Origin of the sequence: Streptomyces subrutilus (genome assembly GCF_001746425.1) — a bacterium.
Taxonomy (GTDB): domain Bacteria; phylum Actinomycetota; class Actinomycetes; order Streptomycetales; family Streptomycetaceae; genus Streptomyces; species Streptomyces subrutilus_A.
In genome coordinates this window covers 5,734,433-5,759,548 of sequence record NZ_MEHK01000001.1, presented here as the reverse complement: position 1 = coordinate 5,759,548, position 25,116 = coordinate 5,734,433, and the positions used below count along the sequence as shown (strand labels likewise).

The following is a 25,116-nucleotide window of genomic DNA, read 5'->3' as shown; positions in this document are numbered from 1 at the left end:
GGGCGAGGTCAGGCCGTGGCGGCCCCCGCGTCGGCGATGAGCCGGTCGAGGAGCGCGAGCAGGCAGGCGCGGACGTCGGGCCGGGAGCGGGCGTCCAGCATGAGGACCGGGGTGCGGGGGTCGCGCAGGTGCAGGGCCGCCCCGATCTCCTCGGCGGTGTAGGCCTGTTCGCCGTGGAAGCAGTTCGCCGCGACCACGAAGGGCAGCCCGCGGCTCTCGAAGAAGTCCACCGCGGGGAAACTGCGGTCCAGGCGGCGCGTGTCGACCAGCACGATCGCGCCGAGGGCCCCGTTCAGCAGGTCGTCCCACATGAACCAGAACCGCTCCTGGCCCGGCGTGCCGAACAGGTAGAGGACGACTCCGGCGTCGGTGAGGGTGAGGCGGCCGAAGTCCATCGCCACGGTGGTCACCGTCTTGGACTCGATGCCGTCGAGGTCGTCGACGCCGACCCCGGCGGCCGTCAGCCGCTCCTCGGTGCGCAGCGGCTCGATCTCGGAGATCGTCTCGACCAGGGTCGTCTTGCCGACTCCGAATCCCCCTGCGACGAGGATCTTGACGGGGGCCGCTTCCCGCGGGGCGGGACTGTCATATCCGGGCAAGGTTGTCCCTGATTCTCATGAGCAGGTGGACGTCTGTGGTCTCGGCCCCGTCCAGGGGCGGCCGGTGGTGGATCAGCCCGCGGTCCGCGAGTTCGCCGAGGAGCAGCGTCATCGGGGTGAGGCGGATGCGCATCCGCGCCGCGATCTCGGCGACGGCCAGGCCGCCCGGCGGCGCGCACATGGCGAGGATGGCTCGCCACTCGGTGGGCAGGCCGCCGTGGGCGTCCCCGTCGGCCGCCGCCGTGATCGTGGTGTCCATGGTGAGGACGGTGTGCGGTGCGGCCGTACGCCCGTCGGTCAGGGCGTACAGCCGCGTACGGCGGCGGCGCGGCGCGGGCTGGGGCTCGTCCTGCGGCATTACGCGGTCGGCAGCTGGCCGCGCTCCGGGGTGCCCAGCCATTCGCCGAGCGCCTGGGCGGTGCGTACGGCCTCGCCGCCCAGCTCCCCGAGGCGCGCCTTGCGGGAGGTCACCACGATGAGCGTGCTGCCCTCGCCGCAGCCGACGATGCACAGGTACCGGTCGTCCATCTCGACCAGCTGGCGGATGACGCGGCCGCCTTCGACCTCCCGGGATATCGCCTTCATCGTGGCCGCGATGCCGGAGGCCGCGGCCGCCATGCGCTCGGCCTGGGGCTCGTCCAGCAGGTAGGCGCTGAGCTTGATGCCGTCGTTGGACAGGAGCACCGCTCCCTGGATGCCGGCGATCCTGTTCAGGTTGTTGTCCAGGACGCTGTAGATGGCGTTGTCGGTCGCTGCGTTCGATGAGGTAGTCATGGCCGATCCCGTCGGAGCTCTTCTTCCACTGTCTGGGTCCCGCGTTCGTAGTCCGCCCAGGCGTCGGCCACCTCTTCGGGTGTCTCCGCGTCCGGCCGGGGGGCTGCTTCGGGGGCGCGGGGCGCCCGGAGCTGTTCGGCGATGTGGGTCTGCGGGACGCGCTCGGGCAGTGCCGGGCGCGCGGGGGCGGCGGCCAGGGCCGGCCGCGCCTCGGGGGCGGAGGCGGGCACGGGCGCGGCCGCGGGCTGCTTCACGGGGCGGCTCGGCAGCCCGGCGGCCGTGCGTTCGACCGGCTCGGGCCCTCGTTCCACGGTGGGGCGCGGCGCCGGGCGGGCTGCCGACGGCTCCGGGGCGGACGGCTCCGCGGCGGCCGGGCCCGCGGGCACGATCTCGCGCGGTGTCTCCGCTTCGGTCGCCACCAGCAGCTCCGTGGGGAGGATCACCACGGCGGAGGTCCCTCCGTACACCGAGCGGCGCAGGGTGACGGTGGCCCGGAGCTGGTCGGCGAGGTGGCCGACCACGAAGAGGCCGAGCCGGTGCGCGTTCTGCGCCAGGACGGAGTACGGGGGCGCCTGGTGCAGGCGCCCGTTCATCTCCTCGTACCGCTCGGGGGTGACCCGCGGTCCGCGGTCCTCGATCTCGACGGACAGCCCGTCCGTGACCTTCTCGGCCCGGATGACCACCTTCGACCGCGGCGGGGAGAAGCGGGTGGCGTTGTCCAGCAGTTCCGCGAGCAGGTGGCTGATCTGGCTGATCGCGTGCGGTTCCACGCTGGTCTCGTCCAGGGCCTGCCGCTCGATGCGCCGGAAGTCCTCGACCTCCGCCGCGGCTTCGCGCAGCAGGTCGGCGATGCGCATGGGCTCGGTGTGCGGGTCGGGGACCTCGCCGCCCGCCAGGATGAGGAGGTTCTCGATCTGCCGCCGCATGCCCACCGTGAGCTGGTCGGCCCGCATGAGCTGGGCGAGCAGGGCCTCGTCGTGGCCGAAGGTGTCCTGGAGGTCCTCGGTGAGGCTCAGCTGGCGGCTGACCAGGTTCCCGGTGCGCGAGGCGATGCCCGTGGCGAAGAGGCCGAACCCGTGCCGCTCGGCCGCGAGCTGCCGGTGCCCGTCGACGGACACGGCCACGGCCCGGGCGAACGCGTCGCTGATGCGCCCGACCTCGTCGCCCTCCCCGCGCACCGCCGGCAGGACCCCGTCGTCGACGGGCCGGCCGTGCCGGAGCCGGTCGACGACGTCGGGGAGGGTTTCCTCGGCGACGGTCACCGTGCGCTCGTGCAGGTCGTGCAGCCGGCGCAGCAGTGACCGCGTGGTGAGCACGACGACGGCCACGACGAGCAGCAGCCCGGCGCCGCTTCCCCCGATGAGCCAGGCGACCTCGGTCTCCAGCTCCGCGGCCTTGGCCTCGCCGAGCGTGAGCACCTTGCGCGCCCGGTCGATGTTGAGGCTGGCCGTCTGCACCGAGAAGTTCGCGTGCGCGGACCGCCAGCCGGCGACCTCGGCGGGCAGCCTGACGCCGGATTCGACGTCCGTGTGCCCGGAGATGATCGCGTTCTCGATGCGGAGCTTGGTCTGCCAGTCCGGGGAGGCGACGATCCGCTCGTAGAACCGCCGGTCGCGCTCGGGCAGGTACGGCACGATCCAGGTCTCGTACAGGTGCCGGTGGGCTCCCACGGCGCTGACGAACTGGTCGAAGCCGGCGGAGCTCAACTGCCTGGACGGCCCGGCCAGCGAGAGGATCGTGTCCTCGCGCGCCACCATCTCGGTGGCGGCGAGCATGGACACCACGGGCCGGTTCTCCTGGACGATGTCGGTGTCGTCCGCGTGGCTGAACTCCCGCTGGTACGCCTGGATGGCCGCGTCGATCACGCCGGTGTAGTAGGCGAGGGTGCCGTCGGCGCCCCCGGTGCGGGCGTCCGCGCGCTGGCGGTAGGCGGCCAGGCCGTCGAGCCGCCGGTTCACTTCCTCGAAGGAGGCGGCGGTACCGGCCGCGAGCCGGCGGAACTCGGCCACGCCCCGGTCGCTGGCCTGGCGGCGGATCCGCAGCTCGTCCTCGGCGCCGGCGGTGCCCGCCCAAACCGCGGCGGTCGTCGTCCGCTCGGCCTGCATGTCGACCATGAGCGTGTACAGCGGTACGCCGATCCGCTCGGCGGCCGCCACGTCGGCCCGCAGGTGTTCGGACTGCGACAGCAACCGCTCGGCGGTCACCGCCACTTGGGTGCCCATCGCCGCGGTGGGGAGCACGGCCAGCCAGATGAGCAGGGTGCGCAGCCGCACCCTGCTCCGGCGACGGGCCGTCGACTGCCCTCGTACGCCTTCGGGTTCTATCGGAGACATCGGACCTCGGGAACGGGGGCGGCGGGGGCGGCCGGGCAGCCGGACCGGTCGCAACCAGTCGGATGGCGGCGGGATATGAGGGTGCCGATCATAACCAGCCATCCCGAGGAAACAGATAGGTGTCTTCCACGGCCAAAGCATGCTATTGGCGGCGGATCACCGAGGGCGGGAGACCGGATCGGAACCGGCCCGCGACGTCCCCGACACCTGGGAGGGCACTCCCGGCCCGCAGGGGGTCGGGAGGGCCCTCCCAGGGTGGCGCCGGGTCAGGCCCCGTCGGCGGCCGGGGTCAGGCGCAGTGAGATGGAGTTGATGCAGTAGCGCTGGTCGGTGGGGGTCGGGTAGCCCTCCCCCTCGAAGACGTGGCCCAGGTGGGAGCCGCACGTCGCGCAGCGGACCTCGGTGCGGACCATGCCGTGCGAGGTGTCGGCGATCAGCTCGACCGCGTCGGTGTCCTTCGGGTCGAAGAAGGACGGCCAGCCGCAGTGCGAGTCGAACTTCTCCGAGGAGCGGAAGAGCTCGGCGCCGCAGCCGCGGCAGGAGTAGACGCCTTCCGTCTTGGTGTCCGTGTACTCACCGCGGAAGGCGGGCTCGGTGCCCGCGAGGCGCAGCACCTGGTACTCGGACGGGGTCAGTTCCGCCTGCCACTGCTCGTCCGTCTTCTCGACCTCGTACGACATGTCTCCCGCTCCCTCAGTTCGACAGGCGGGCGAGGATGGCCGGACCGAGGTCCGTGACGTCGCCCGCGCCCATCGTGAGAACGAGATCACCGGGCTTGGCCATTCCCGCGACGACGTCGGCGACGGCGTCCTTGTCGTGCTCGGCCGTGACGTCGGCGCCCGCGGCGCGGGCGGCGGCGATGATGATCTCGCTGGTGATGCCGGGCAGCGGGTCCTCGCGGGCCGGGTAGATGTCCAGGACCACGGAGGCGTCGGCGAGGGCCAGGGCCTGGCCCATCTCCTTGCCGAGCTCCTGGGTGCGGGAGAAGAGGTGCGGCTGGAAGACGACCAGGATCCGGGAGTCCCCGGCGGCGCCGCGGATGGCCTCCAGGTCGGCGGTCATCTCGGTGGGGTGGTGCGCGTAGGAGTCGATGACCTGGACGCCGGCCGCCTCCCCCTTGAGCTGGAGGCGGCGCTTGACCCCGGTGTACTTGCCGAGGGCGGAGGCCAGGTTGTGCGCGGGGATGCCCAGCGCGACCCCGGCGGCGAGGGCCGCGACGGCGTTGTGCGCGTAGTGGCGGCCGGGGACCGAGACGGTGAAGGTGAGCATCCGGCCGGCCAGGACCACGGTGACCTCGCTGGTCAGACCGCGCGGGGTGATCTTGGTGATGCGGACGTCGGCGCCCTCCTCCTCGCCGTACGTGACGACGGTGAGGCCCTTCCTGCCGGCGACCCGGCGGGCGATCTCGGCCGCGCCCTCCTGGCCGTGGGCGACGACCAGTGTGCCGCCGGGCACGACCTTGGAGACGAAGGTCTCGAAGGACTCGTAGATCTCCTCGATCGACGCGTAGTTCGCGTGGTGGTCGAGCTCCGCGTTCAGGATGATCGCGACCTGCGGGGTGTACTTGTGGAAGGTACGGTCGCTCTCGTCCGCCTCGGCCACGAAGATGTCGCCCTCGCCGTGGTGGGCGTTGGAGCCGGGGGCGTCCAGGTCGCCGCCGATGGCGTACGAGGGGTCCAGGCCCAGGGCGGACAGGGACACGGCCAGCATCGAGGTGGTGGTGGTCTTGCCGTGGGTGCCGGCGACGGCGATCGGGCGCAGGCCGTCCATCAGGGCGGCGAGGGCGTCGGAGCGGTGCACGACGGGGATGCCCAGCTCGGCGGCGCGGGCCAGCTCCGGGTTGTCGGCGCGGATGGCGCTGGAGACGACCACGCAGGTGGAGTCGTCGGCGAGGTTGCCGGGGGCGTGGCCGCCGTGGACCGTGGCGCCGTGGGCGCGCAGTGCCTGGGCGGTCTCGGAGTCCCCCCGGCTGTCGCTGCCGGCGACCCGCGCGCCGCGCTGGGCGAGGATCTTCGCGATGCCGGACATGCCGGCGCCGCCGATGCCGATGAAGTGGGGCCGTTCCATGGCGGTCGGCAGGCCGGGCTTCATTCAGGTCGCTCCAGGGTCGAGGGGGTGCTTCGGGCTCTGACCGCCCCAGCCTATTCGTTGTGGGCGAAGAGCTTGAGCACCGGAACGCCGACCTTGTGGCGGGCCCGGGAGGCCCAGTCCCGGTGGAAGAACTCCTCCACGAAGTGCGGGGCGGTCAGGACGATCACCTCGTCGGCGCCGGTCTCCTCGACGACGGCCCTCAGTTTGTCGAGCGGGTGGTCCTCGACGATCTGCCCGATGACGTTGGCGCCCTTCTTGCGCAGGGCGGCCATGGAGTGCTCGAGGGCCAGCTGGGCGGGGCCGCGGGCGGCCTCGCCCTCGGGCACGTCTCCCTCGCGGACGGCCTCGGGGAGCTCACCGAGCGCTACGTCGTCGATGGCGCGCAGCAGCCGGTCCTGGTCGCCGCGGGGTTGCATGAGGACGACGAAGGAGACCGAGTCGTCTCCGTGCAGGGTGGTGACGAAGTCCACGTCCACCGTGGTCAGCGGCTGCTCGATCATCAATACGCTCGTGAACACGGACGCCCTCTCCTTCATGGGCCGCGGCCGGCCGGCCGGCCCCTGCGGAAACCATCCTGCCCCGCTCGCGAGCGGGGCCTTGCGCAGATATATGTGCCCAGGTTCGTACCCGGCAGAAGCAAAGCGGAACGAGAAATTCCGCCCCTTGTCAGATCCGACGGTAGCTGGTGAAGAGGAACCCGGCCTCTTCCAGTACGGAGGCGGGTGCGAGCCGGTGCGGAACCGTGACGGAGGGCCCTCCCGCGATCCTCTGGGCGTCTCCCGCCGTGAGCGTCGGGGAGATGGTCAGACACAGCTCGTCGAGCGCGTCGGCGGCCACGAGCTGGCCCAGCAGCCGGGGCCCGCCCTCGGTGAGCTGGCGGCGCAGCCCCCGCCCGGCGAGCTCCCGCACGGCGCGGGCCGGGTCCACGGCGGCCCCGTCGCCCGCCACCACGACCTCGGCCCCGGCCGCGAGGGCCTCGGCGACCCGGTCGGCGGGCGCGGCGGCCCCGGTGACCACCAGGGTCGGCACGAGCGGGGACGTGAACAGGGGCAGGCCGAAGTCCAGGTCCAGGCCGGCGGTGACCACGGCGATGGCCGCGGCCGGGCCCTGTCCGGCGGCCGCGCGTCGGGCGGCGAAGTCCTCCCGGGCCCGGGCCGGGCGGTAGCCCTCCTGCCGAACCGTTTCCGCTCCGACGACCACCACATCGGCCAGCGCCCGCAGGGTGCCGAAGATCCGCATGTCGGCCTCGCCGGAGATCGGCTGGGAGCGGCCGTCGTGCTGGGCGGCGCCGTCCAGGGTGGAGACCATGTTCGCCCGCAGCCAGTGGGCCCCCTCGTCGAGGGAGGGGTACGCGTAGGCCTCCGCGAGCTCGTCCAGCGACCACTCCCGGTCGGCCGTGGCCAGGGACGGGGCTGATGTCTGATCGGTCACAGGGAACAGGCGTCGCATCGGTGCAGTGTGCCACGACCCGTAGAGTTGAGTGCTGTGTCAACATCACTCTCCACCTCCGGTCCTGTTTCCGGGCGGACCGCCGGCAGGCCTCAGATAGCCGACGCGGGGCCCCAGGCCCTGTGCGCCCGCGAGCCCCGGGTGCCCGCCGAACGGCTGGTGGCCGAGATGGTGCCGCCGCCCCGTTTCGACTCGGTGCGCTTCGACACGTACAACCCCGACCCGGCCCAGCCGAGCCAGTCCGAGGCGGTCACCGTCCTCAGCGGCTTCGCGGCCGGCCTGGGCGGGGCGCACGCGAGCGGAGCCGGCAAGCGGCGCTGGTTCAGCAAGAAGCCCGCCCCCGCGGCGACCCCGCGCGGCGTCTACCTCGACGGCGGCTACGGCGTCGGCAAGACCCACCTTCTCGCGTCCCTGTGGCACGCCACCCCGGCCGAGCCCGCGCTCAAGGCCTTCGGCACCTTCGTGGAGCTGACCAACCTGGTCGGCGCGCTCGGCTTCCAGCAGACCGTGCAGACCCTGGGCGGGCACCGGCTGCTGTGCATCGACGAGTTCGAACTGGACGACCCGGGCGACACCGTCCTGGTGTCCTCGCTGCTCAGCCGCCTGGTCGAGCAGGGCGTGGCGCTGGCCGCCACCTCCAACACCCTGCCCGGCAAGCTCGGCGAGGGCCGCTTCGCCGCCGCGGACTTCCTGCGGGAGATCCAGGGGCTCTCGGCGCACTTCCGGCCGCTGCGGATCGACGGGCAGGACTACCGCCACCGCGGCCTGCCGCAGGCTCCGGCGCCGTTCTCCGACGAACAGGTGGCCAAGGCCGCCTACGCGACGGACGGCGCGAGCCTGGACGACTTCCCCGGCCTGCTGGAGCACCTGGCCCGGGTGCACCCGAGCCGGTACGGCGCGCTGACCGACGGGATCACGGCGGTCTGCCTGACCGACGTCGGCCCGGTGCCGGACCAGTCGACCGCCCTGCGGCTGGTGGTGCTCGCCGACCGGCTGTACGACCGCGAGGTCCCGGTCCTGGCGTCCGGGGTGCCCTTCGACAAGCTGTTCAGTGCGGACATGCTCAACGGCGGCTATCGGAAGAAGTACTTCCGCGCCATATCGCGGCTCACCGCGCTCGCCCGCGACGCGAAGCCCCTGGTGTCGCAGTAGGTTGGGGAACGCCGGGCCCTTCCGGGGGTCCGGCCGTTTCCACTTCTGCGAAGGGATCCCCCATGGCCGCCACACGCAACGCACACGCCGTCTGGGAAGGCGACCTGTTCGAGGGCAAGGGCGTCGTCACCCTCGACTCGTCCGGCCTCGGCAGCTACCCGGTGTCCTGGCCCGCGCGCACCGACGAGGAGGCGAACGGGCGGACCAGCCCGGAGGAGCTCATCGCCGCCGCGCACTCCAGCTGCTTCAACATGGCCTTCTCGAACGGGCTGGCGCAGGCGGGCAACCCGCCCGTCAAGCTGACCACCTCGGCCGCCGTCACGTTCGTGCCCGGCAAGGGCATCACCGGCATCCACCTCACGGTGGAGGGCGAGGTGCCGGGTCTGGACGACGACGCCTTCGTCGCCGCGGCCGAGGACGCGAAGAAGAACTGCCCGGTCAGCCAGGCGCTGACCGGCACGACGATCACCCTGAGCGCCAAGCTCGCCTGACCCGCCGCGGGGAGCCCCGGCCTGCTCGGCAAGACACCCCTGGGGGTGTCTTGCCGCCGCCCCGCCGCCCCGCCGCACCGGCCGCCCGCACCCGCCGCCCGCGCCGCACCGGCCGCCCGCGGCGCGGCGGCGGGCCCCGGCGCGGCGGCGCCCCTGCCGGGGCCCGCCGTGGTACCAGTGGCCGATGTCCGTCACCCGACGCAGTCTGCTCGCCGCCGGCGGGATCGCCTTCAGCGGGGCGCTCGGCGCCCTGTTCACCAGCCGGGCCGGCGCCGTCCGGCCGACGCGCGGGTACGGCCCGCTGCTGCCCGACCCGCGCGGGCTGCTCGATCTGCCCGCCGGGTTCTCCTACCGGGTCCTCTCACGCGCCGGCGGTCCGCTGCGCTCGGGCGAGGGCCCCGTCCCGGCCAACTGCGACGGCATGGCCGCCTTCGGCGCCGGCGGCGGGCGCGTGCGGCTGGTCCGAAACCACGAGAACCGCGCCACGGCCGCGCTGCGCGTGCCCCCCGTCGCCGGGCTGACGTACGACCCCGGGGCACTGGGCGGCTGCACGGCTTTGGAGCTCGGCCCGGACGGGCGGGTCACCGGCGAGCGGGTCGCCCTCGCCGGTACCGCCGTCAACTGCGCGGGCGGCCGGACCCCTTGGAACACCTGGCTGAGCTGCGAGGAGACCGAGGAGCGGGCGGGCACCTCCGGCTACGCCCGGGACCACGGCTACGTCTTCGAGGTGGACCCCGCGGACCCGCGCCGCTCGGGGGCCGTCCCGCTCACCGCGCTGGGCCGTTTCGCCCACGAGGCCGTCGCCGTGGACCCGTACCTCGGGGTCGTCTACGAGACCGAGGACGCCTTCGACCCGCCCTTCGGGCTGTTCTACCGCTTCCTGCCCGCGCGGCCGCTCGGCGGCGCCGGCTCGCTGCGGGCCGGCGGCACGCTGGAGGCGATGCGCGTGCCGGGGCTGGCGGACCTGGCCGTGGTGGACCGGCCCGGCGCGGAGTTCCCGGTGGAGTGGGTCCGCGTACCCGACCCGTCCGCCGCCGGGACCGCCATCCGGTACCAGGACTTCGGGCGCGGCGGGATCACCCACGCGCAGAAGCTGGAGGGCTGCTACTGGGGCGGCGCCGGCGTCCACTTCGTCTCCAGCTACGCCCGCCGCGGCGAGGGCGCCGGCGCCGACCACCACGGGCAGGTGTGGTTCTACGACCCGCTGCGCGCCCGGCTCCGGCTGGACGTGCTGTTCGGCCCGGCCGCCGACATCAGGCTTCCCGGGGACTCCCCCGACAACATCTGCCTGGCCCCGGACGGCGGGCTGATGGTGTGCGAGGACGGCGGCGGCGCCCAGTACGTGTTCGGCGTGACGGTCGGCGGCGAGGTGTACCCGGTGGCCCGCAACGCCGACGACATCGGCCCGCCGGGCGCGCCGGAGTGGGGGGAGTTCGCCGGGGTCACCTTCTCCCCCGACGGGCGGACCATGTACGTCAACGCCTACGCGCCGGGCACCACGTTCGCGGTGACGGGGCCGTGGCAGTGAGCCCGCGGCCCCTGCGGGAGCTGCTGCGCGTCCCCGCCGGCGGGGGACTCGACCTCGGCCGCCTCGATCCCGCCTCGACCCCGGCGGGTCCCCCGGACAAGGCGGCCGGGCGGGCGGCCACCGCGGCGATGGCACAGCCCCTCGCCTCGCTCCAGGAACGGCTCTACGCCGCGAGCACCGCGGGCGACCGGCGCCGCGTGCTGCTCGTCCTCCAGGGCATGGACACCAGCGGCAAGGGCGGCACCGTCAAGCACGTGATCGGCCTGTTCAACCCGTCCGGCTGCCGGATCCAGGCCTTCAAGGCGCCCACGCCAGAGGAGCGCAAGCACCCCTTCCTCTGGCGTGTCAAAAAGGCGCTCCCCCTGCCGGGCGAGATCGGCATCTTCGACCGTTCGCACTACGAGGACGTGCTGGTCGCCCGCGTCCGCGAGCTGGTGCCGCGCAGCCGGATCGCCCAGCGCTACGCCCAGATCAACCGTTTCGAGGAGTCCCTCGCGGACGACGGCGTGACCCTGGTGAAGGTCTTCCTGCACATCAGCTACGAGGAGCAGCGCGAGCGGCTGCTGGAACGGCTCGACAACCCCGACAAGCACTGGAAGTTCAGCTCGGCCGACATCGACGACCGGACCCTGTGGCCCGCGTACCAGGAGGCGTACGAACTGGCCATGGAACGCTGCTCCACCGGCGCCGCGCCCTGGTTCGTCGTCCCCGCGGACCGCAAGTGGTACCGCGACTGGGCGGTCAGCAGGCTGCTGCTGGAGCACCTGGAGGACATCGCCCCGAGGTATCCCGCGGGTGACTTCGACGTCGGGGAGTGCCGCGCACGGCTACTTGCCACATAGTCATATATTTTGCCTGTGTGACCATTTCCGTGCGCAAAGCGGCGTCCGCAGCCGTGCTCAGTGTCGCCCTCGGCGCCGCCCTCGCCGGATGCGGGGGCGGCGCTGGTCCCTCGGACGCCGGCCGCGGGGCCCGTCTGGGGACCCCGGCGGCGTCCGCCCCTACGTCCGCTCCCGCTCCCGCGCCCGGCGCGCCGTCGGCGGCCGGAGCCCCGCCGCGGGCCGGCGCCCCCGTCAAGCCCCCGACACTGGCGCCCGGCCCGAACGGCCTGACCCCGGTCTTCGAGCGGGCGAAGCAGCACACCGACAAGACGGTGGCGCTGACCTTCGACGCCGATATGACCGCCGACCAGGGGCCGCGCGCCGCGTCCGGGGAGCGCTTCGACAACCCCCGGCTGATCACCACCCTGCGCACGCTCGAAGTGCCGTCGACGATCTTCATGACGGGCCGTTGGGCCGAGGAGTACCCCGACCAGGCGAAGGCGATCGGCACCGACCCGACCTTCGAGGTCGCGAACCACTCGTACAGCCACCACGCCTTCACCTCGCCCTGCTACGGGCTGCCGGCGCTCGACGCCGCCGCCGCCCGCGCCGACGTGGACCGGGCCTTCGCCGCGTTCCGCACGGCGGGCGCGGTCAACACCGTCCCCTACTTCCGCTTCCCCGGCGGCTGCTACGACGACCAGGCGCTGCGGGCCCTGTCCACGGCCAAGGTCACGGCCGTCCAGTGGGACGTGGTCAGCGGGGACGCCTTCGCCAAGGACCCCGACGCGGTGGCCGAGCAGGTGCTGGCGGGGGTCAAGCCCGGCTCGGTGGTGGTCATGCACTGCACGCGCAGCGCGGCGCCGGTCACCGAGGAGGCCATCCGCAAGATCGTCCCGGAGCTGCGCAAGCGCGGCTACCGCTTCGTGAAGGTCTCCGAGCTCATCGGTACGTAGCGCGCCGACGGGGTCCGCGGCCGGCCCGGGGGTTCAGCCCGAGCAGGCCGTGCGCTGCGCCTCCTGCCACTCGCACACCGGGCAGAGCACCGCGCCCGGGGTCTCGACCCCGTACTCGGTGGGCTTGCCGCACTCCAGGCAGTCGGCGTACGGGGGCCCGGCCACCGGCTCGGCCGGGGCGGCGGGAGCGGGGCAGTACGAGGGGTTCGCGTCCGGCTGGTCCATGGGAACGAGCCTAGCCGGAACACTGGTAGGAAACTTTCCTTCCTGTTAGTCTCCCGGGCGGCGGCTTGGCGCGGTGCCCCTTCCGCAGAGGCATGACGCGCTCAGCGAGAGCTCTGACCCGGCCGCCGTGCACCGCTCCCCGCCCGCACCCGGGCGGGGGCGCGCTGCTCCGCGCCAGAGTCCAGCTCTCGCCGCCCCCAAGGCCAGGGAGTCCAGGTATGCACCTGAACGCTTCCGCTCCATCCCCCTTAGTCCGCAGCAGACTCCGCACCCTCCTCCTCGCCGGCACCGCCGTGCTCGTCCTCGTCGGCGGGCTCCTGCTCGCCTGGCCCGAACGGGCCGGGGCCGCCGCCGACCCCCTCATATCGCTCGGCAAGCCCGCCACCGCCTCCTCCGTCGAAACCTCCTCGCTCGGCGCGAAGAACGCCTTCGACGGCGACCCGGCCACCCGCTGGGCCAGCGCCGAAGGCAAGGACCCGCAGTGGATCCGGGTCGACCTCGGCACCTCGGCCACCGTCTCGCGGGTACGGCTGCGCTGGGAGGCCGCCTACGCGAAGGCCTACCGCGTCGAGGTGTCCGCCGACGGCGCCTCCTGGACCCCGATCGCCACCGAGACCGCCGGCAACGGCGGCACCGACGACTGGATTGGGCTGTCCGGCAAGGGCCGCTACCTGCGCGTCCACGGCACCGCCCGCGGCACCTCGTACGGCTACTCGCTGTACGAGGCCGAGGTGTACGGCTCCCTCGACGGCGGGCCGCCGCCCGGCGGCGCCTTCACGGTGGTCGCGGCCGGTGACATCGCCGCGCAGTGCACGGCCTCCGACAGCGGCTGCGCGCACCCCAAGACGGCCGCGCTCGCCCAGCGGATCGACCCGAAGTTCTACCTGACGATGGGTGACAACCAGTACGACGACGCCCGGCTGTCCGACTTCCGCGCCTACTACGACAAGAGCTGGGGCGCCTTCAAGGCCAAGACCCGCCCGGTACCGGGCAACCACGAGACCTACGACCCGGCCGGCTCCCTCGCCGGGTACAAGGCCTACTTCGGGAGCATCGCCTTCCCGCAGGGCAAGAGCTGGTACAGCTACGACGAGGGCAACTGGCACTTCATCGCCCTCGACTCCAACTCCTTCGACCAGGCCGCCCAGATCGACTGGCTCAAGGCCGATCTCGCCGCCAACAACAAGAAGTGCGTCGCCGCGTACTGGCACCACCCGCTGTTCTCCTCCGGCGGGCACGGCAACGACCCGGTCTCCAAGCCCGTCTGGAAGATCCTGTACGCCGCGAAGGCCGACCTCGTCCTCGGCGGCCACGACCACCACTACGAGCGGTTCGCCCCGCAGGACCCCGACGGCCGGGCGACCGCCGACGGGATCGTGGAGATCGTCGGCGGGATGGGCGGCGCCGATCCCTACCCGATCGAGGAGGTCCAGCCCAACAGCCAGAAGCGGATCAGCGGCCCCTACGGCGTGGTGAAGCTGGAGTTCACCGACTCCGGCTACGGCTGGACGTACGTCGCCACGGACGGCCAGGTCAAGGACACGAGCCCGAAGTACAGCTGCCACTGATGTACCTGGCCGCCAACGGCCGCCCGGACGCGCCGCCCCGCACCCCAGGGGCCCGGCGGCGCGTCCCCGCCGCCGTCCTCGCGCTCGGCGCGGTCAGCCTGGTCACCGACATCTCCTCGGAGATGGTCACGGCGGTGCTGCCGCTCTACCTCGTCCTCGGACTGGGCCTGTCCCCCCTCCAGTTCGGCTTCCTCGACGGGATGTTCAACGGGGCGACCGCACTCGTCCGGCTGCTCGGCGGACGCCTCGCCGACCGCGGCGGCCGCCACAAGCGCGTCGCCGGGGCCGGCTACCTGCTCTCCGCGCTGTCCCGGCTCGGGCTGCTGCTCGCCGGGGGCGCCACCGCGGGGATCGCCGCCGCGCTCGCCGCCGACCGCCTCGGCAAGGGCATCCGCACCGCACCGCGCGACGCGCTGATCTCGCTCAGCGGGCCGCCCGAGACCCTCGGCCGGTCCTTCGGCGTGCACCGCGCCATGGACACCACGGGCGCCCTCCTGGGCCCGCTCGCCGCGTTCGCCGTGCTGTGGGCCACCGCCGACGCCTACGACGCGGTGTTCGCCGTCAGCTTCTGCGTCGGCCTGCTCGGCGTGCTGCTGCTCGCCGTGTACGTCCAGGCCGCGCCCGCCATCCCGCCCACGGCCGCGCCCACACCCGCCGCCGCGTCCACGGCCGCACCCGCGCGCCCGTCCAGGGCCACGGCCCTGCGCGACCCCGCCTTCCGCCGCATCCTGTACGCCGCGGCCCTGCTCGGCGCCACCACCATCGGCGACGCCTTCCTCTATCTGCTGCTCCTGCGCGGTCTCGACCTGCCGCCCGCCCTGTTCACGCTGCTGCCGCTGGGCGCCGCCGCCGGCTACCTCCTGCTCGCCGTCCCGGCGGGCCGGCTCGCCGACCGGTACGGGCGGCGGCCCGCCTTCCTGCTCGGGCACGGCGCCCTGCTCTGCGCCTACGCCGTGCTGCTCGCGCCCGTCTCCTGGCCGAGCGTCATCGCCGTACTCGCCCTGCTCGGCGTCTTCTACGCCGGCACGGACGGCGTCCTGATGGCGCTGGCCGCACCGGTCCTGCCCGCCCACGGCCGGGCCGGCGGGCTCGCGCTGCTGCAGACCGGACAGGCACTGGCCCGGCTGCTCGGCGCCGCCGGGTTCGGAGCGGCGTGGACCTTCTGGGGGCAGCGGCCCGCCCTGTGGGCGGCCGCCCTCGCGCTGGCCGCGGCGCTCGCGGCCGCCCGGCGCGTCCTGCCCCGCCCGGCCGCCTCCCCCCGCACCCCCACCCCGGAGCCTTCATGAACCTCCGTCACGCGCGGCTGCGCCTCGCCCTCGTCATCACGGCCGTGCTCCTCCTCGGGGCCGGCTCCCTCGGCTACGTCCTGCACGCGCGGGACCGCGAACGGCCGGCCCGGGAGGCCGGGGCCAGTGCCTCCTTCGACCTCGCGGAGCCCGGCCTCTACTTCCGGGACGCGGCCACCGGACGGGTCGCGCGCCGGGCCGCCTCCGACGGGCCCAGCGAGCCCGGCGGCCCGTCCTGCGACCGCTTCCACGCCGCCGGGGAACACGCCCTGTGCCTGCGCAAGCTGCCCGGCGTCCCGGCCCGCACCGACGCCCTCGTACTCGACCGGCGGCTGCGCGAGATCCGCCGGGTGACCGTGCCCGGCATCCCCAACCGGGCCCGCGTCTCCGCCTCGGGGCAGCTCCTGTCCTGGACGACCTTCACGACCGGGGACTCGTACAACACCTCCGCCTTCTCGACCCGGACCTCGATCCTGGACCTGCGCACCGGCTACCTGGTCAAGTCGATGGAGCAGATCCCGCTGACCCTCGACGGGGCCCGCCACCACGACTCCGACGTCAACTACTGGGGCGTCAGCTTCGCGGACGACGACAACCGGTTCTACGCCACCGTCTCCACCCGGGGCCGCACCCACCTCGTCGAGGGCGACCTGCGGAACTGGTCGGCGAGGGCGCTGCGCGAGAACGCCGAGTGCCCCTCGCTGTCACCGGACGGCACCCGCGTCGCCTTCAAGAAGAAGGTCTCCGACGAGGCCCGGGCGCCCTGGCGGCTGTACGTCCTGGACCTGGCGACGATGCGGGAGCACCCGCTGGCCGAGCCGCACAGCGTCGACGACCAGCCCGCCTGGCTGGACGCGGCCACCGTCGGCTACGGCCTCGACGGCGACATCCGCTCGGTCTCGGCGGACGGGACGGGGACGCCCCGCCTCCTCGTGCGGGGCGGCTCGTCCCCCGCGTACGTCAGTGGGCCGCCTCGGTGACCTCGCTCGGGCGGACGATGACGTAGCCCTCCCCGCTCAGCATCAGCTGGACGGCCTCGCCGGAGCCGCCGCGGATCATGGAGCCGACGGACTGGGAGCGGTGCAGGCCCGTCTCCAGTTGCGCGCTCCAGCCGATCACCGCGTCCGTGTCCACGTACACCGGGGCCCGGGCGGTGACCGGGATGACGATCGGGCTGCCGTCGCACACCACGGCGAGCTTGCCGGTGCCGGTGAAGGAGCTGTTGAAGAGGCCGCCGCCGGCCATTCCGGCGCCCTTGAGCATCTTGATCTCGTAGGACAGGGAGGCGTCGAAGCACAGCACGTTGCGCCCGTTGACGGTCAGCGCGTCGCCCGGCTCGAACTCGACGATGAAGCAGTTGCCCGCCCGGTGGGCGAACCACGCCTCGCCCCGGCCGCGTACGGACATCAGCGCCAGGCCCTCGCCCGTGACGGCGCGCTTGAGCATGCCCCCCATGCCCTGTCCCTTGCGTTCGAACTGCAGGTCGCCGCGGAAGGCGACCATCGAGCCCTGGCGGGCCAGCATCTCGCCGTCGACGGTGTACTTCACGGACTTGGCGTTCTGCAGGGCCATACCGGGGGCGGCGGCCGGCCGGGCGAGGTTCTCGGAGGCGAACAGGTCACTCTTCATGGCTTCGATCCTCACCCGGCCCGGCCCCCCGCGGCATCCTCCTGAAGGGGGAGGCTGGCATCCTTGGCGGGATGAGCAGCCAGCACACGAACGACACCACAGGCGTACCCGCGGTCGGCGCGGACAGCCCTTTCCGGCAGGAGCACGCCCTGCGCGACGAGGCCCCGCAGTTCGTCCTGCCGCTGGTGGTGCGGATCGAGAAGACCGAGCCGCCGGCCCGGACGGACGCCCTGGAGACGGCGGCCCGCGCGGTGCTGGTCCTGCTCACCGACGAGCGCGCGCGGGGCGGGGGCGAGTGGGCCGAGGCGGTGCGCGACTGGCAGGACGCGCGGATCCGCAAGGTGGTCCGGCGGGCGCGCGGCGCGGAGTGGCGCAAGGCCGGCACCCTGCCGGGTGTCACGGTGCACGGTGACACCTCGGAGGTACGGGTGTTCCCGCCGGTGCCCTTGGACGGCTGGCCCAAGGAGCTGGCCAAGCTCCAGGTGTCCGGCACCGACCTGGACGACCCGGAGCCCGTCGCCGCGGACACCGAGCCGGGCCTGCCCGTGCTCTGGTTCAACCCCGGCCTCGACATGTCGGCCGGCAAGGCGATGGCCCAGGCCGGGCACGCGGCGCAGCTGGCCTGGTGGGAGCTGACGGGCGCGGAGCGCGCCGAGTGGCAGGACCGCGGCTTCCGGCTGGCCGTCCGGACGGCGCCGCGCGAGCGGTGGGCGGAGCTGAGCGGCGGCGGGCTGCCGGTGGTGCGCGACGCCGGTTTCACGGAGATCGCACCCGGCAGCGCGACGGTGGTCGCCGACCACCCGGCGCTGCGCGCGCGCCTGTGAGGGGCGAACCTCAAATGTTGCTCTGAACGTCCCCTCTTCGTGGTTGGCCCGACTCCGCCGGGGCCATCACTCCGGCACACGGTGCGAGGAACGGCACTGAAAGGGGGGCGAGGGACATGAAGCCCATGGCACACCTGGGGGTGGGCGTCGGCTGGCGGCCCGAGATCGCGGACGCGGTCGAGCGGCTGCCCGGCCTGGACTGGGCCGAGGTGGTGGCCGAGAACATCTGCCCGGGCCATCTGCCCGAGGCGCTGCTGAGGCTGCGCGAGCGCGGCGTCCGCCTGGTGCCGCACGGGGTCTCGCTGGGCCTCGGCGGCGCCGACCGCCCGGACCCGGGCAAGCTGGCCGCCCTCGGGGAGCGGGCGGTGGCGCTGGGGGCGCCGCTGGTCACCGAGCACATCGCCTTCGTCCGCAGCTCCTCCCCGGCTCTCGAGGCCGGGCACCTGCTGCCGGTGCCGCGCACGCGCGACGCGCTGGACGTGCTGTGCGAGAACGTGCGCATCGCGCAGGACGCGCTGCCCGTGCCGCTGGCGCTGGAGAACATCGCCGCGCTGTTCTCCTGGCCCGGCGAGGAGATGACGGAGGGGCAGTTCCTGACGGAGCTGGTCGAGCGGACCGGCGTACGGCTGCTCATCGACGTGGCCAACCTGCACACCAACCGGGTCAACCGGGGCGAGGACCCGCTCGCCGTGCTGGACGCGATCCCGCTGGAGGCGCTGGCGTACGTGCATGTGGCGGGCGGCGTCGAGCGGGACGGGGTCTGGCACGACACCCACGCGCACCCGGTGCCGCCGGTGGTGCTCGAACTGCTGGCCGCGCTCCGCTCCCGGGTGGACCCGCCGGGCGTCCTGCTGGAGCGGGACGACGACTTCCCGCCGGAGCCGGAGCTGGCAGCAGAGCTGGCGGCCGTCCGCGCGGTGCTGACGGCCGGGCCGGACCTGCCGGCGGACCCCGGTCCCGCGACCGTGGCGCGGGAGGAGCACGCGGCGCCCGACGAGGCCACCCGGACCCGGGTGGGGCTCGGGCAGGCCGCGCTGCTGTCGGCGCTGGTGGCGGGGACTCCGGTCCCCGAGGGCTTCGACCGGCAGCGGATCCGGGTGCAGTCCCGGGCGCTGGCCGCCAAGCGGGCGGACGTGGTGGCCCGGCTGGCTCCCGAACTGCCCGGCATCCTGGGCGGCCGGCGACCGTACCGCACGGCCTTCCTCGCCTATGCCAAGGGCCGCCCGATGACCGACGGATACCGCCGGGACGCGCTGGACTTCGCCGAGCACCTGCTGATCCAGGACCTGCCGGCCGACCCGGCCGCCCGGCGCCGGCTCACCGCGTGGTGGCGGGACCGGGCCGGGGCGCGGCCGCCCGGCCGGGTCCTGCGCTGGGCCCGGGCCCTGGTGGGGAGAGCGGCATGAACCTGCTCGCGCTGGCGATCTGGCTCGGGGTCGCCGTGTCCAGCGGCCTGCTGGCCTTCAACCTGCACCGGACCCGGCCCCGGGCCACCGGTCCGGCCCCGGTCCTCCACGACCTGTCCGAGGCCGCGTTCATGGCGGGCGGGCCGGGCGCCGTCGTGGACACCGCCCTCGTCTCGATGCTGGGGGACGGCCGGCTGGTGGCCGGGGGCCCCGGCATCGTCCACGTCCGCCCCGGGGCGCGGGTGAACGACGCCGCCGAGCGCGCCGTCCTCCAGGCCCACGCCGGGGCGCCCTCGGGCTGGCTCTACCAGGTGCGGTACGCGGCCATGGTGGACCCGGCCGTGCAGGAGACCGGGGACGGGCTGGCGGCCCGCGGGCTGCTCTCGCCGCCCGGCTGGGGACGGACCTGGCGGCGCTGGGGCCTGGTCCAGGCCACGGTGTGCGGGCTGCTCGTGCCGATGTCGCTGCCGCTGACCTTCGTCGCGTTCGTCATGGGCCCGGACGGGCAGGTGCCGTTCATCGTCAAGGTGCTGCCGGTGCTGCTCGGCGGTGTCCTCTTCGGGGGCCTGTGCGCCGCGGCGGCGGGCCGTCGGATCACCCCGGCGGGGCGGCGGGCGCTGCGCGAGATCCGCTCCCACTACGTGAACGACCGGACCCCGCACGTGCAGACCGCCCTGTTCGGGCTGCGCGGCCTGCGGGACCCGTTCCTGCGCGGGCTGCTGGTACCCGCCGCGCGCGGCACCCGGCTGGCCGCGGCCCAGTTGCGGCCGTCCCGTCCCGTACGCCACGCTCACTCCTCGTCCTCCTCCGGCGCCGAGCTCCTGCCGGTGATGTGGTGCGCCGGGAGCGACGGCGCGAGCGGGGGCGGGTCGGGGTCGGGTTGCGGCTCGGGGTCCTCCTGCGCGGGGGCCGGCGGGGGCTGCGGAAGCGGCAGTTCGAGCTGCTCGGGCGGCAGTTCCGGCGGTTCGAGCTGTAGCGGTTCGTCCGGGTCGAGCTGTAGCAGTTCGTCCGGTTCCAGCTGTTCCAGCAGCTCCTGACGACCCCCTCACCGAGGCGTCACGGCGGCGTACTGGTCGGCTCACACGGGGAAGGCACCCTCGACCAGGCCTATCAACTGACTATAGAACTCACTCATGTTCTGGGTTCTGTTCCTGCTGGTGGCCTGGGCCGGGGTGCTGACGTCGTGCACCCTGCTGCTCAGAGCCGCCGCCCGCGCCGCGGAGCCGCCCGCCGGCGCCGCCGCGCACCACCACGACGAGCTGAACCTGTACGAGGCCGCCTACCTCGCCGGCGGCCCGGCCCGGGTGGCCGACCTGACGCTGCTGTCCATGCACCGCCAGCGGCGGCTGCTGCTGGCCCACACCGGCTGGGCGACGGTGGTCGACCCGGTCGGCCGCGACGCGCACGAGCGGTCCGTCCTCGGGGCGTTCGGCCCCGGCGGCCAGTCGCCGGTGCCCGAACTGCGCTCCACGGTGGCGGCGGACGAGCCGGTACGGGCCCTCGCGGAGCGGCTCGGCGAGGCGGGCCTGGCCCTGCCCGCCGGCACCCTGCTCGGCGTCGGCAACGGGGTCCGGGCGGTGCGGGCCGCCACCCTGCTGGTCCTCGCGATGGCCGCGGCCGCGCTCGCCGCCCCGGCGGAGGGGAGCACGACGACCACCGTCCTGGCCTGGTTCGCCCTGCCGCTGATGCTGAGCGCCGGCTGCCTGGCCATCGCCCGCTTCGAGGCGCATCCGTACTCCCGCTGGGCCTCCCCGGCGGGACAGCGTCTGCTGCGCACCCTGGAACGCGAGCGCGGCGCGGGCGAACCGCTGACGACGGTCGCGGTGCGCGGGGTCCGCGCGGTCGCCGATCCCGGGCTGCGGGCGGCCCTGGGGTGCGGCAACCGGGGGTGGATCCCCCGGCAACGGGGCCATTGAGGCCGACACCGCCCGGTGATCCTTTACTTGGGCGCGGCGCCCTGGTCGTCTCATCGGACCGTCGGACCATCGGCACGAAGGGGCCGCCATGCGGACGAAGCCCGCACGCCACGGAGCCGCCGCGGCGGCCCTCGCCCTGTGGGCCGCCGCTGCCGCCGCCCTCCCGGCGGCAGCGGCCCCCACCCCGGACGCCGCGTCGGCCGGCGCCGCCCTCGCCGCCCGGCGCGCCGCCGCCGCGGGCCTCGGCTTCCGGCCGTGCCCCGCCGTCGAGGAGCTGCCCGACCCCGTGCGCTGCGCGACCCTGCGCGTTCCGCTCGACTACGCCCGCCCCGACGGGCCGCAGGTCACCCTCACCGTCAGCCGCGTCGCGGCCGGCCGCACCGGCGGCGCCGCCCGGCAGGGCGCGCTCGTCCACAACCCGGGCGGGCCCGGCGCCTCCGGCATGTACTTCCCGCTGCTCGCGGGACGGCCCGCGTGGCAGCGGATCGCCGCCGCCTACGACCTGGTCGGCTACGCGCCGCGCGGCGTCGGCCGCTCCGCCCCGCTGTCCTGCCAGGACCCGGCGGCCCGCGCCGCCCTTCCCGTCCAGGTCCCGGCGCACCCCTCCCCCGCGGACAAGGAGCGGCGCCGCGCCGCCGCCCGGGTGTACGCCCGCGGCTGCGCGGAGCGGGCCGGAGCCGCCCTGCCGCACTACACGACGCTGAACAACGTCCGCGATCTGCACGTGTTGCGGGCCGCGCTCGGCGAGGAGAAGCTGACCTTCGCCGGCGCCTCGTACGGCACCTATCTGGGCGCGGTCTACGCCACCCTGTACCCGGGCCACGTCCGCCGCATGGTCTTCGACTCGGCGGTCAACCCGGACCCGGACCGGATCTGGTACCGCAACAACCTCGACCAGGCATCCGGGTTCGAGCGCCGCTGGCACGACTTCCGCGCCTGGGTGGCCCGCCACCATGCCGTGTACGGTCTCGGCAGCACCCCGGCGGCCGTGCGGGCGAGCTACGAACGGGTCCGCGACGCGGTGGCCCGCACGCCGGCGGGCGGCAACATCGGCACCGGTGAGCTCCACGCGGCGTACCTGGAGACCGCCTACCGCGACGAGGTCTGGCCGGACCGGGCGGCGGCGCTGGCGGCCTTCCTGCGCGGCGATCCCGATCTGCTGGCCGGTCAGGCGGCGCCCGACCCTGCCGCCGCCACCGAGACGGAGAACGCGACGGCCGTGTACACGGCGGTGCTGTGCAACGACGCCGACTGGCCGCGGGACTGGGGGACCTGGGACCGCGACCACACCAGGCTGGCCCGTACGGCGCCCTTCGGGACCTGGTCCAACGCCTTCCTGAACCTGCCGTGCGCCTCCTGGCCGGCGCGGGCCCGGCAGCGGCCGGCGGCGGTCGGCGGGCCGTCATCGGCCCGGTTGCCCCGCACGCTGATCGTGGCTGCGGAGCGGGACGGGGCGACCCCGTACCCGGGCGCGCTGGAACTCCAGCGGCGGCTGGGCGCCGAGGCGGCGCTGATCACGGAGAAGGGGGCCGGCACCCACGGGGTCTTCGGCGGACGCAATGACTGCGTGGACCGTCACGTGGAGCGGTATCTGCTGACAGGTGACACAGCAGGGTGGCGTGTCACGTGTGCGCCGCATCCGGAGCCCGCACCGGTGTCGCTGGACGACCGGGCAGCACCTGCCCGCGGGGCAGTGCTGCCGCCAGTCGTCTGAACTTCCGGGCGGGGTCTCCGGCTGCGTCGTTTCGGGGGCAGGGCCTCCCGATCCGCCGGAGGCCACTCTTGGTCACGAGTGCTCCTCCGGCCCTTCCCCCCAGGGGAGGTATCAGGCGAGCCCGGCCACCAGATCGGCGACGGACTTGCGGCGCCCGGTGTAGAAGGGCACCTCTTCACGGACGTGCATACGGGCCTCGGAGGCGCGCAGGTGACGCATGAGGTCGACGATGCGGTAGAGCTCGTCGGCCTCGAAGGCCAGCAGCCACTCGTAGTCGCCCAGGGAGAAGGAGGCCACGGTGTTGGCGCGCACGTCGGGGTAGCCGCGGGCCATCTTGCCGTGGTCGGCGAGCATGCGGCGGCGGTCCTCGTCGGGCAGCAGGTACCAGTCGTAACTGCGCACGAAGGGGTACACGCTGACGTAGTCGCGGGCGACCTCGTCGGCCAGGAAGGCCGGGATGTGCGACTTGTTGAACTCGGCCGGGCGGTGCAGGGCCATGTTCGACCAGACCGGCTCAAGGGCGCGGCCCAGCTTGGTACGGCGGAACAGGTTGTACGCGGTCTGCAGCTCGTCCGCGGTCTCCGCGTGCCACCAGATCATGATGTCCGCGTCGGCGCGCAGGCCGGAGACGTCATAGGTGCCGCGGACGGTGATGTCCTTGGCGGCCAGCTGGTCGAACAGCTCCTGGACCTCGTCGGCGAAGCCGGCGCGGTCCTCCGGGAGCACGTCCTTCAGCTTGAAGACGGACCACAGGGTGTAGCGGATGACCTCGTTGAGGTCCTTCGCCTTCTTCCCCGCGTTGGGAATCTTCTCTGGTGCAGTCATGTGCCTATTGTCCCGTGTGCTGATCAGTGGTCTGCGCCAGGGGTGCCGAACCCGCGCCGAAGGCGGCGGTCACCGCGTCCACGGCCTTGGCCGCGCCGGCGATGCACGCCGGGATGCCCACACCCTCGTAGAGCGCGCCGCACACGGCGAGCCCCGGCAGGGCGGCCACGGCCGTGCGGATCCGGGCCACCCGGCCGAGGTGGCCGACCGGGTACTGGGGCAGCCCGCCATCCCAGCGGGTGACGGCGGAGGCCACCGGCCGGGCCGCGAGGCCCACGGCCGCGCCGAGGTCGGCCAGCGAGACCTCGACCAGTTCCGCGTCCTCGCGCCCCAGGTCCTTCTCGTCGCCGTGGCGGCCGACGGAGGTGCGCAGCAGGAAGAGGTCGGGATCGGTGCCGGCCCAGGCCCACTTGTTGCTGGAGAACGTGGAGGCCTTGATGGTCCGGCCGTCGACGGGCGGTACGAGGAACCCGCTCGCACCGCCCTCGGTGATGGCGGCGGGCAGGTCGGAGCGGCGGAAGGCCATGGTGATCAGGGCCATGGAGGCGTACTCGACCCCGCGCAGCTCGGCCGCGGCGGCCGGGGCGATCCCGTCGAGCAGCCGGGCGGCGGGGCCGGCGGGGGTCGCGAGGATCACCCCGTCGGCCTCGACCGCCTCCGCGCCGGCCACGACCCGCCAGCCCTCGGGGGCGCGCAGGAGCTCGCGGACGGGGGCGTCGGTGACGATCCGCGCCCCGGCCGCGCGGCAGGCCTCCGCCACCGCCGCCGGGAGCCGCCCGATCCCGCCGTCGATGCCGGCGAAGACCGGACCGGTTGGCTGGGGCTGCGTGAGCGCCCGGCGCTGCAGGTCCCGCACGCCGTCGCCCAGCAGCGCGTGCGTACGGGCGGCCTCGAAGAGCTGGGGGACGGCGGCGCGCATGGAGATGCGGTAGGCGTTGCCCGCGTACACCCCGCCGAGCAGCGGTTCCACGAGCCGGTCGACGACCTCGCGGCCCAGCCGGTCGGCGACGTACTCGCCGACGGCGACGTCCTCGCCGATCTCGGCGGGCGCCAGCGCGTGTTCGGCCTCGATCCGGGCGAGGCCCTCGGGGGAGAGCACGCCGGAGGCGGCGAGCGGCCCGAGGTCGCCGGGGACGCCCATGACGTGTCCGCGCGGCATGGGCCGCAGCGCGCCCCGGGTCCACAGGTGGGCGGTGGCCGTGGCGGGAGGCTGGAGGGCCGCGCCGAGGCCCACGGCCTCGGCGAGGTCCACTGCTTCGGGCCGGCGGGCCAGCACGGATTCGGCGCCGAGGTCGACGGGAAGGCCGGCGAGCTCGCCGGAGCGCAGCTTGCCGCCGAGCCGCGGGCCGGCCTCCAGCAGGGTGACGCGGACGCCTTCGGCGAGCAGCCTGTGGGCCGCCGCCAGGCCCGCGATGCCGCCGCCGATGACGACGACGTGCCGGGTCCGGGCGGGGCGATCCGTACGCATGTCCGCTTCGTGCATGGACACATCGTCTCAGACCGATCACCGGCCGCGCGCCGAGGCCGGA

25 protein-coding genes are annotated in these 25,116 nt (G+C 74.3%); 13 read left to right on the top strand and 12 right to left on the bottom strand.

Going from position 1 to position 25,116, the window contains the following annotated elements:
* Positions 1-8: 8 nt before the first annotated feature.
* From BGK67_RS26765 to BGK67_RS26730, 8 genes are all read right to left on the bottom strand, one after another.
* Complete coding sequence (locus BGK67_RS26765) at positions 9-599, bottom strand: GTP-binding protein (RefSeq protein WP_069922470.1); 591 nt, start codon at positions 597-599, stop codon at positions 9-11.
* Positions 586-957 carry a DUF742 domain-containing protein gene (locus tag BGK67_RS26760; RefSeq protein WP_069922469.1) on the bottom strand — a complete coding sequence of 124 codons (372 nt, stop codon included), beginning with the start codon at positions 955-957 and terminating at the stop codon, positions 586-588. The genes BGK67_RS26765 and BGK67_RS26760 overlap by 14 nt, the downstream gene beginning before the upstream one ends.
* Positions 957-1,373, bottom strand: a complete 417-nt coding sequence (locus BGK67_RS26755) for a roadblock/LC7 domain-containing protein (protein ID WP_069922468.1) — start codon at positions 1,371-1,373, stop codon at positions 957-959. Before BGK67_RS26755 ends, BGK67_RS26760 begins: the two co-directional genes overlap by 1 nt.
* Positions 1,370-3,706 carry a sensor histidine kinase gene (locus BGK67_RS26750; protein ID WP_069922467.1) on the bottom strand — a complete coding sequence of 779 codons (2,337 nt, stop codon included), beginning with the start codon at positions 3,704-3,706 and terminating at the stop codon, positions 1,370-1,372. The genes BGK67_RS26755 and BGK67_RS26750 overlap by 4 nt, the downstream gene beginning before the upstream one ends.
* Positions 3,707-3,972: 266 nt before the next feature.
* Positions 3,973-4,386, bottom strand: coding sequence for a peptide-methionine (R)-S-oxide reductase MsrB (msrB, locus tag BGK67_RS26745; protein WP_069922466.1), 414 nt, complete (start codon positions 4,384-4,386; stop codon positions 3,973-3,975).
* A 13-nt stretch (positions 4,387-4,399) separates the two neighbouring features.
* Positions 4,400-5,797, bottom strand: coding sequence for a UDP-N-acetylmuramate--L-alanine ligase (gene murC, locus BGK67_RS26740; RefSeq protein ID WP_069922465.1), 1,398 nt, complete (start codon positions 5,795-5,797; stop codon positions 4,400-4,402).
* 50 nt (positions 5,798-5,847) lie between these two features.
* Complete coding sequence (locus BGK67_RS26735) at positions 5,848-6,315, bottom strand: indole-3-glycerol phosphate synthase (protein ID WP_069922464.1); 468 nt, start codon at positions 6,313-6,315, stop codon at positions 5,848-5,850.
* A 148-nt stretch (positions 6,316-6,463) separates the two neighbouring features.
* Positions 6,464-7,246, bottom strand: coding sequence for a pyrimidine reductase family protein (locus BGK67_RS26730; RefSeq protein WP_069922463.1), 783 nt, complete (start codon positions 7,244-7,246; stop codon positions 6,464-6,466).
* 96 nt (positions 7,247-7,342) lie between these two features.
* Between BGK67_RS26730 and zapE the strand changes: the two genes are divergently transcribed.
* The 5 genes from zapE to BGK67_RS26705 all read left to right on the top strand — a co-directional run bounded on the left by zapE (position 7,343) and on the right by BGK67_RS26705 (position 12,194).
* A complete protein-coding gene (gene zapE, locus BGK67_RS26725) occupies positions 7,343-8,398 on the top strand; it encodes a cell division protein ZapE (protein WP_069924127.1) in 1,056 nt (351 codons plus the stop codon).
* A 62-nt stretch (positions 8,399-8,460) separates the two neighbouring features.
* Entirely contained in the window at positions 8,461-8,889 is a 429-nt protein-coding gene (locus BGK67_RS26720) for an OsmC family protein (RefSeq protein WP_069922462.1), read from the top strand.
* Positions 8,890-9,073: 184 nt separating this feature from the next.
* Positions 9,074-10,417, top strand: coding sequence for an alkaline phosphatase PhoX (locus BGK67_RS26715; protein ID WP_069922461.1), 1,344 nt, complete (start codon positions 9,074-9,076; stop codon positions 10,415-10,417).
* Entirely contained in the window at positions 10,414-11,259 is an 846-nt protein-coding gene (locus BGK67_RS26710) for a PPK2 family polyphosphate kinase (RefSeq protein ID WP_244291314.1), read from the top strand. The genes BGK67_RS26715 and BGK67_RS26710 overlap by 4 nt, the downstream gene beginning before the upstream one ends.
* A gap of 17 nt (positions 11,260-11,276) precedes the next feature.
* Positions 11,277-12,194, top strand: a complete 918-nt coding sequence (locus tag BGK67_RS26705; RefSeq protein ID WP_069922459.1) for a polysaccharide deacetylase family protein — start codon at positions 11,277-11,279, stop codon at positions 12,192-12,194.
* Between the two features lie 33 nt (positions 12,195-12,227).
* Here BGK67_RS26705 and BGK67_RS26700 read toward each other — a convergent pair whose 3' ends face one another.
* Positions 12,228-12,419 carry a hypothetical protein gene (locus tag BGK67_RS26700; RefSeq protein ID WP_069922458.1) on the bottom strand — a complete coding sequence of 64 codons (192 nt, stop codon included), beginning with the start codon at positions 12,417-12,419 and terminating at the stop codon, positions 12,228-12,230.
* Between the two features lie 218 nt (positions 12,420-12,637).
* On the opposite strand from BGK67_RS26700, the gene BGK67_RS26695 reads away from it, so the two are divergent.
* From BGK67_RS26695 to BGK67_RS26685, 3 genes are read left to right on the top strand one after another with little or no spacing between them, the layout of a single operon-like run.
* Positions 12,638-13,987 carry a discoidin domain-containing protein gene (locus BGK67_RS26695; protein ID WP_069922457.1) on the top strand — a complete coding sequence of 450 codons (1,350 nt, stop codon included), beginning with the start codon at positions 12,638-12,640 and terminating at the stop codon, positions 13,985-13,987.
* Positions 13,987-15,273 (top strand): MFS transporter, encoded by a 1,287-nt coding sequence (locus BGK67_RS26690; protein WP_069922456.1) that lies wholly within the window; start codon positions 13,987-13,989, stop codon positions 15,271-15,273. The genes BGK67_RS26695 and BGK67_RS26690 overlap by 1 nt, the downstream gene beginning before the upstream one ends.
* Positions 15,270-16,253 carry a TolB family protein gene (locus BGK67_RS26685; RefSeq protein ID WP_069922455.1) on the top strand — a complete coding sequence of 328 codons (984 nt, stop codon included), beginning with the start codon at positions 15,270-15,272 and terminating at the stop codon, positions 16,251-16,253. The genes BGK67_RS26690 and BGK67_RS26685 overlap by 4 nt, the downstream gene beginning before the upstream one ends.
* Here BGK67_RS26685 and BGK67_RS26680 read toward each other — a convergent pair.
* Positions 16,234-16,902 carry an AIM24 family protein gene (locus BGK67_RS26680; protein ID WP_069922454.1) on the bottom strand — a complete coding sequence of 223 codons (669 nt, stop codon included), beginning with the start codon at positions 16,900-16,902 and terminating at the stop codon, positions 16,234-16,236. The two genes, BGK67_RS26685 and BGK67_RS26680, sit on opposite strands and share 20 nt — an antisense overlap.
* Before the next feature lie 71 nt (positions 16,903-16,973).
* On the opposite strand from BGK67_RS26680, the gene BGK67_RS26675 reads away from it, so the two are divergent.
* The 5 genes from BGK67_RS26675 (at position 16,974) to BGK67_RS26655 (ending at position 22,762) form a co-directional block, all read left to right on the top strand.
* Entirely contained in the window at positions 16,974-17,726 is a 753-nt protein-coding gene (locus BGK67_RS26675; protein ID WP_069922453.1) for an aminoacyl-tRNA hydrolase, read from the top strand.
* A 125-nt stretch (positions 17,727-17,851) separates the two neighbouring features.
* Positions 17,852-19,132, top strand: coding sequence for an MbnB/TglH/ChrH family RiPP precursor modification enzyme (locus BGK67_RS26670; protein WP_107489021.1), 1,281 nt, complete (start codon positions 17,852-17,854; stop codon positions 19,130-19,132).
* Positions 19,129-20,169 (top strand): TIGR04222 domain-containing membrane protein, encoded by a 1,041-nt coding sequence (locus BGK67_RS26665; protein ID WP_107488861.1) that lies wholly within the window; start codon positions 19,129-19,131, stop codon positions 20,167-20,169. Before BGK67_RS26670 ends, BGK67_RS26665 begins: the two co-directional genes overlap by 4 nt.
* Positions 20,170-20,265: 96 nt before the next feature.
* On the top strand, positions 20,266-21,048 hold the full coding sequence (locus BGK67_RS26660; protein WP_069922451.1) for a TIGR04222 domain-containing membrane protein: 783 nt from the start codon (positions 20,266-20,268) through the stop codon (positions 21,046-21,048).
* An 88-nt stretch (positions 21,049-21,136) separates the two neighbouring features.
* Complete coding sequence (locus BGK67_RS26655) at positions 21,137-22,762, top strand: alpha/beta hydrolase (protein ID WP_069922450.1); 1,626 nt, start codon at positions 21,137-21,139, stop codon at positions 22,760-22,762.
* 111 nt (positions 22,763-22,873) lie between these two features.
* Here the strand turns inward: BGK67_RS26655 and hemQ are convergent, their stop codons facing one another.
* The gene (hemQ, locus tag BGK67_RS26650; protein ID WP_030651599.1) at positions 22,874-23,587 is read right to left on the bottom strand and encodes a hydrogen peroxide-dependent heme synthase; all 714 of its coding nucleotides are present in this window, start codon (positions 23,585-23,587) and stop codon (positions 22,874-22,876) included.
* A 4-nt stretch (positions 23,588-23,591) separates the two neighbouring features.
* Complete coding sequence (gene hemG / locus BGK67_RS26645; RefSeq protein WP_079154385.1) at positions 23,592-25,070, bottom strand: protoporphyrinogen oxidase; 1,479 nt, start codon at positions 25,068-25,070, stop codon at positions 23,592-23,594.
* Positions 25,071-25,116 lie beyond the last annotated feature (46 nt).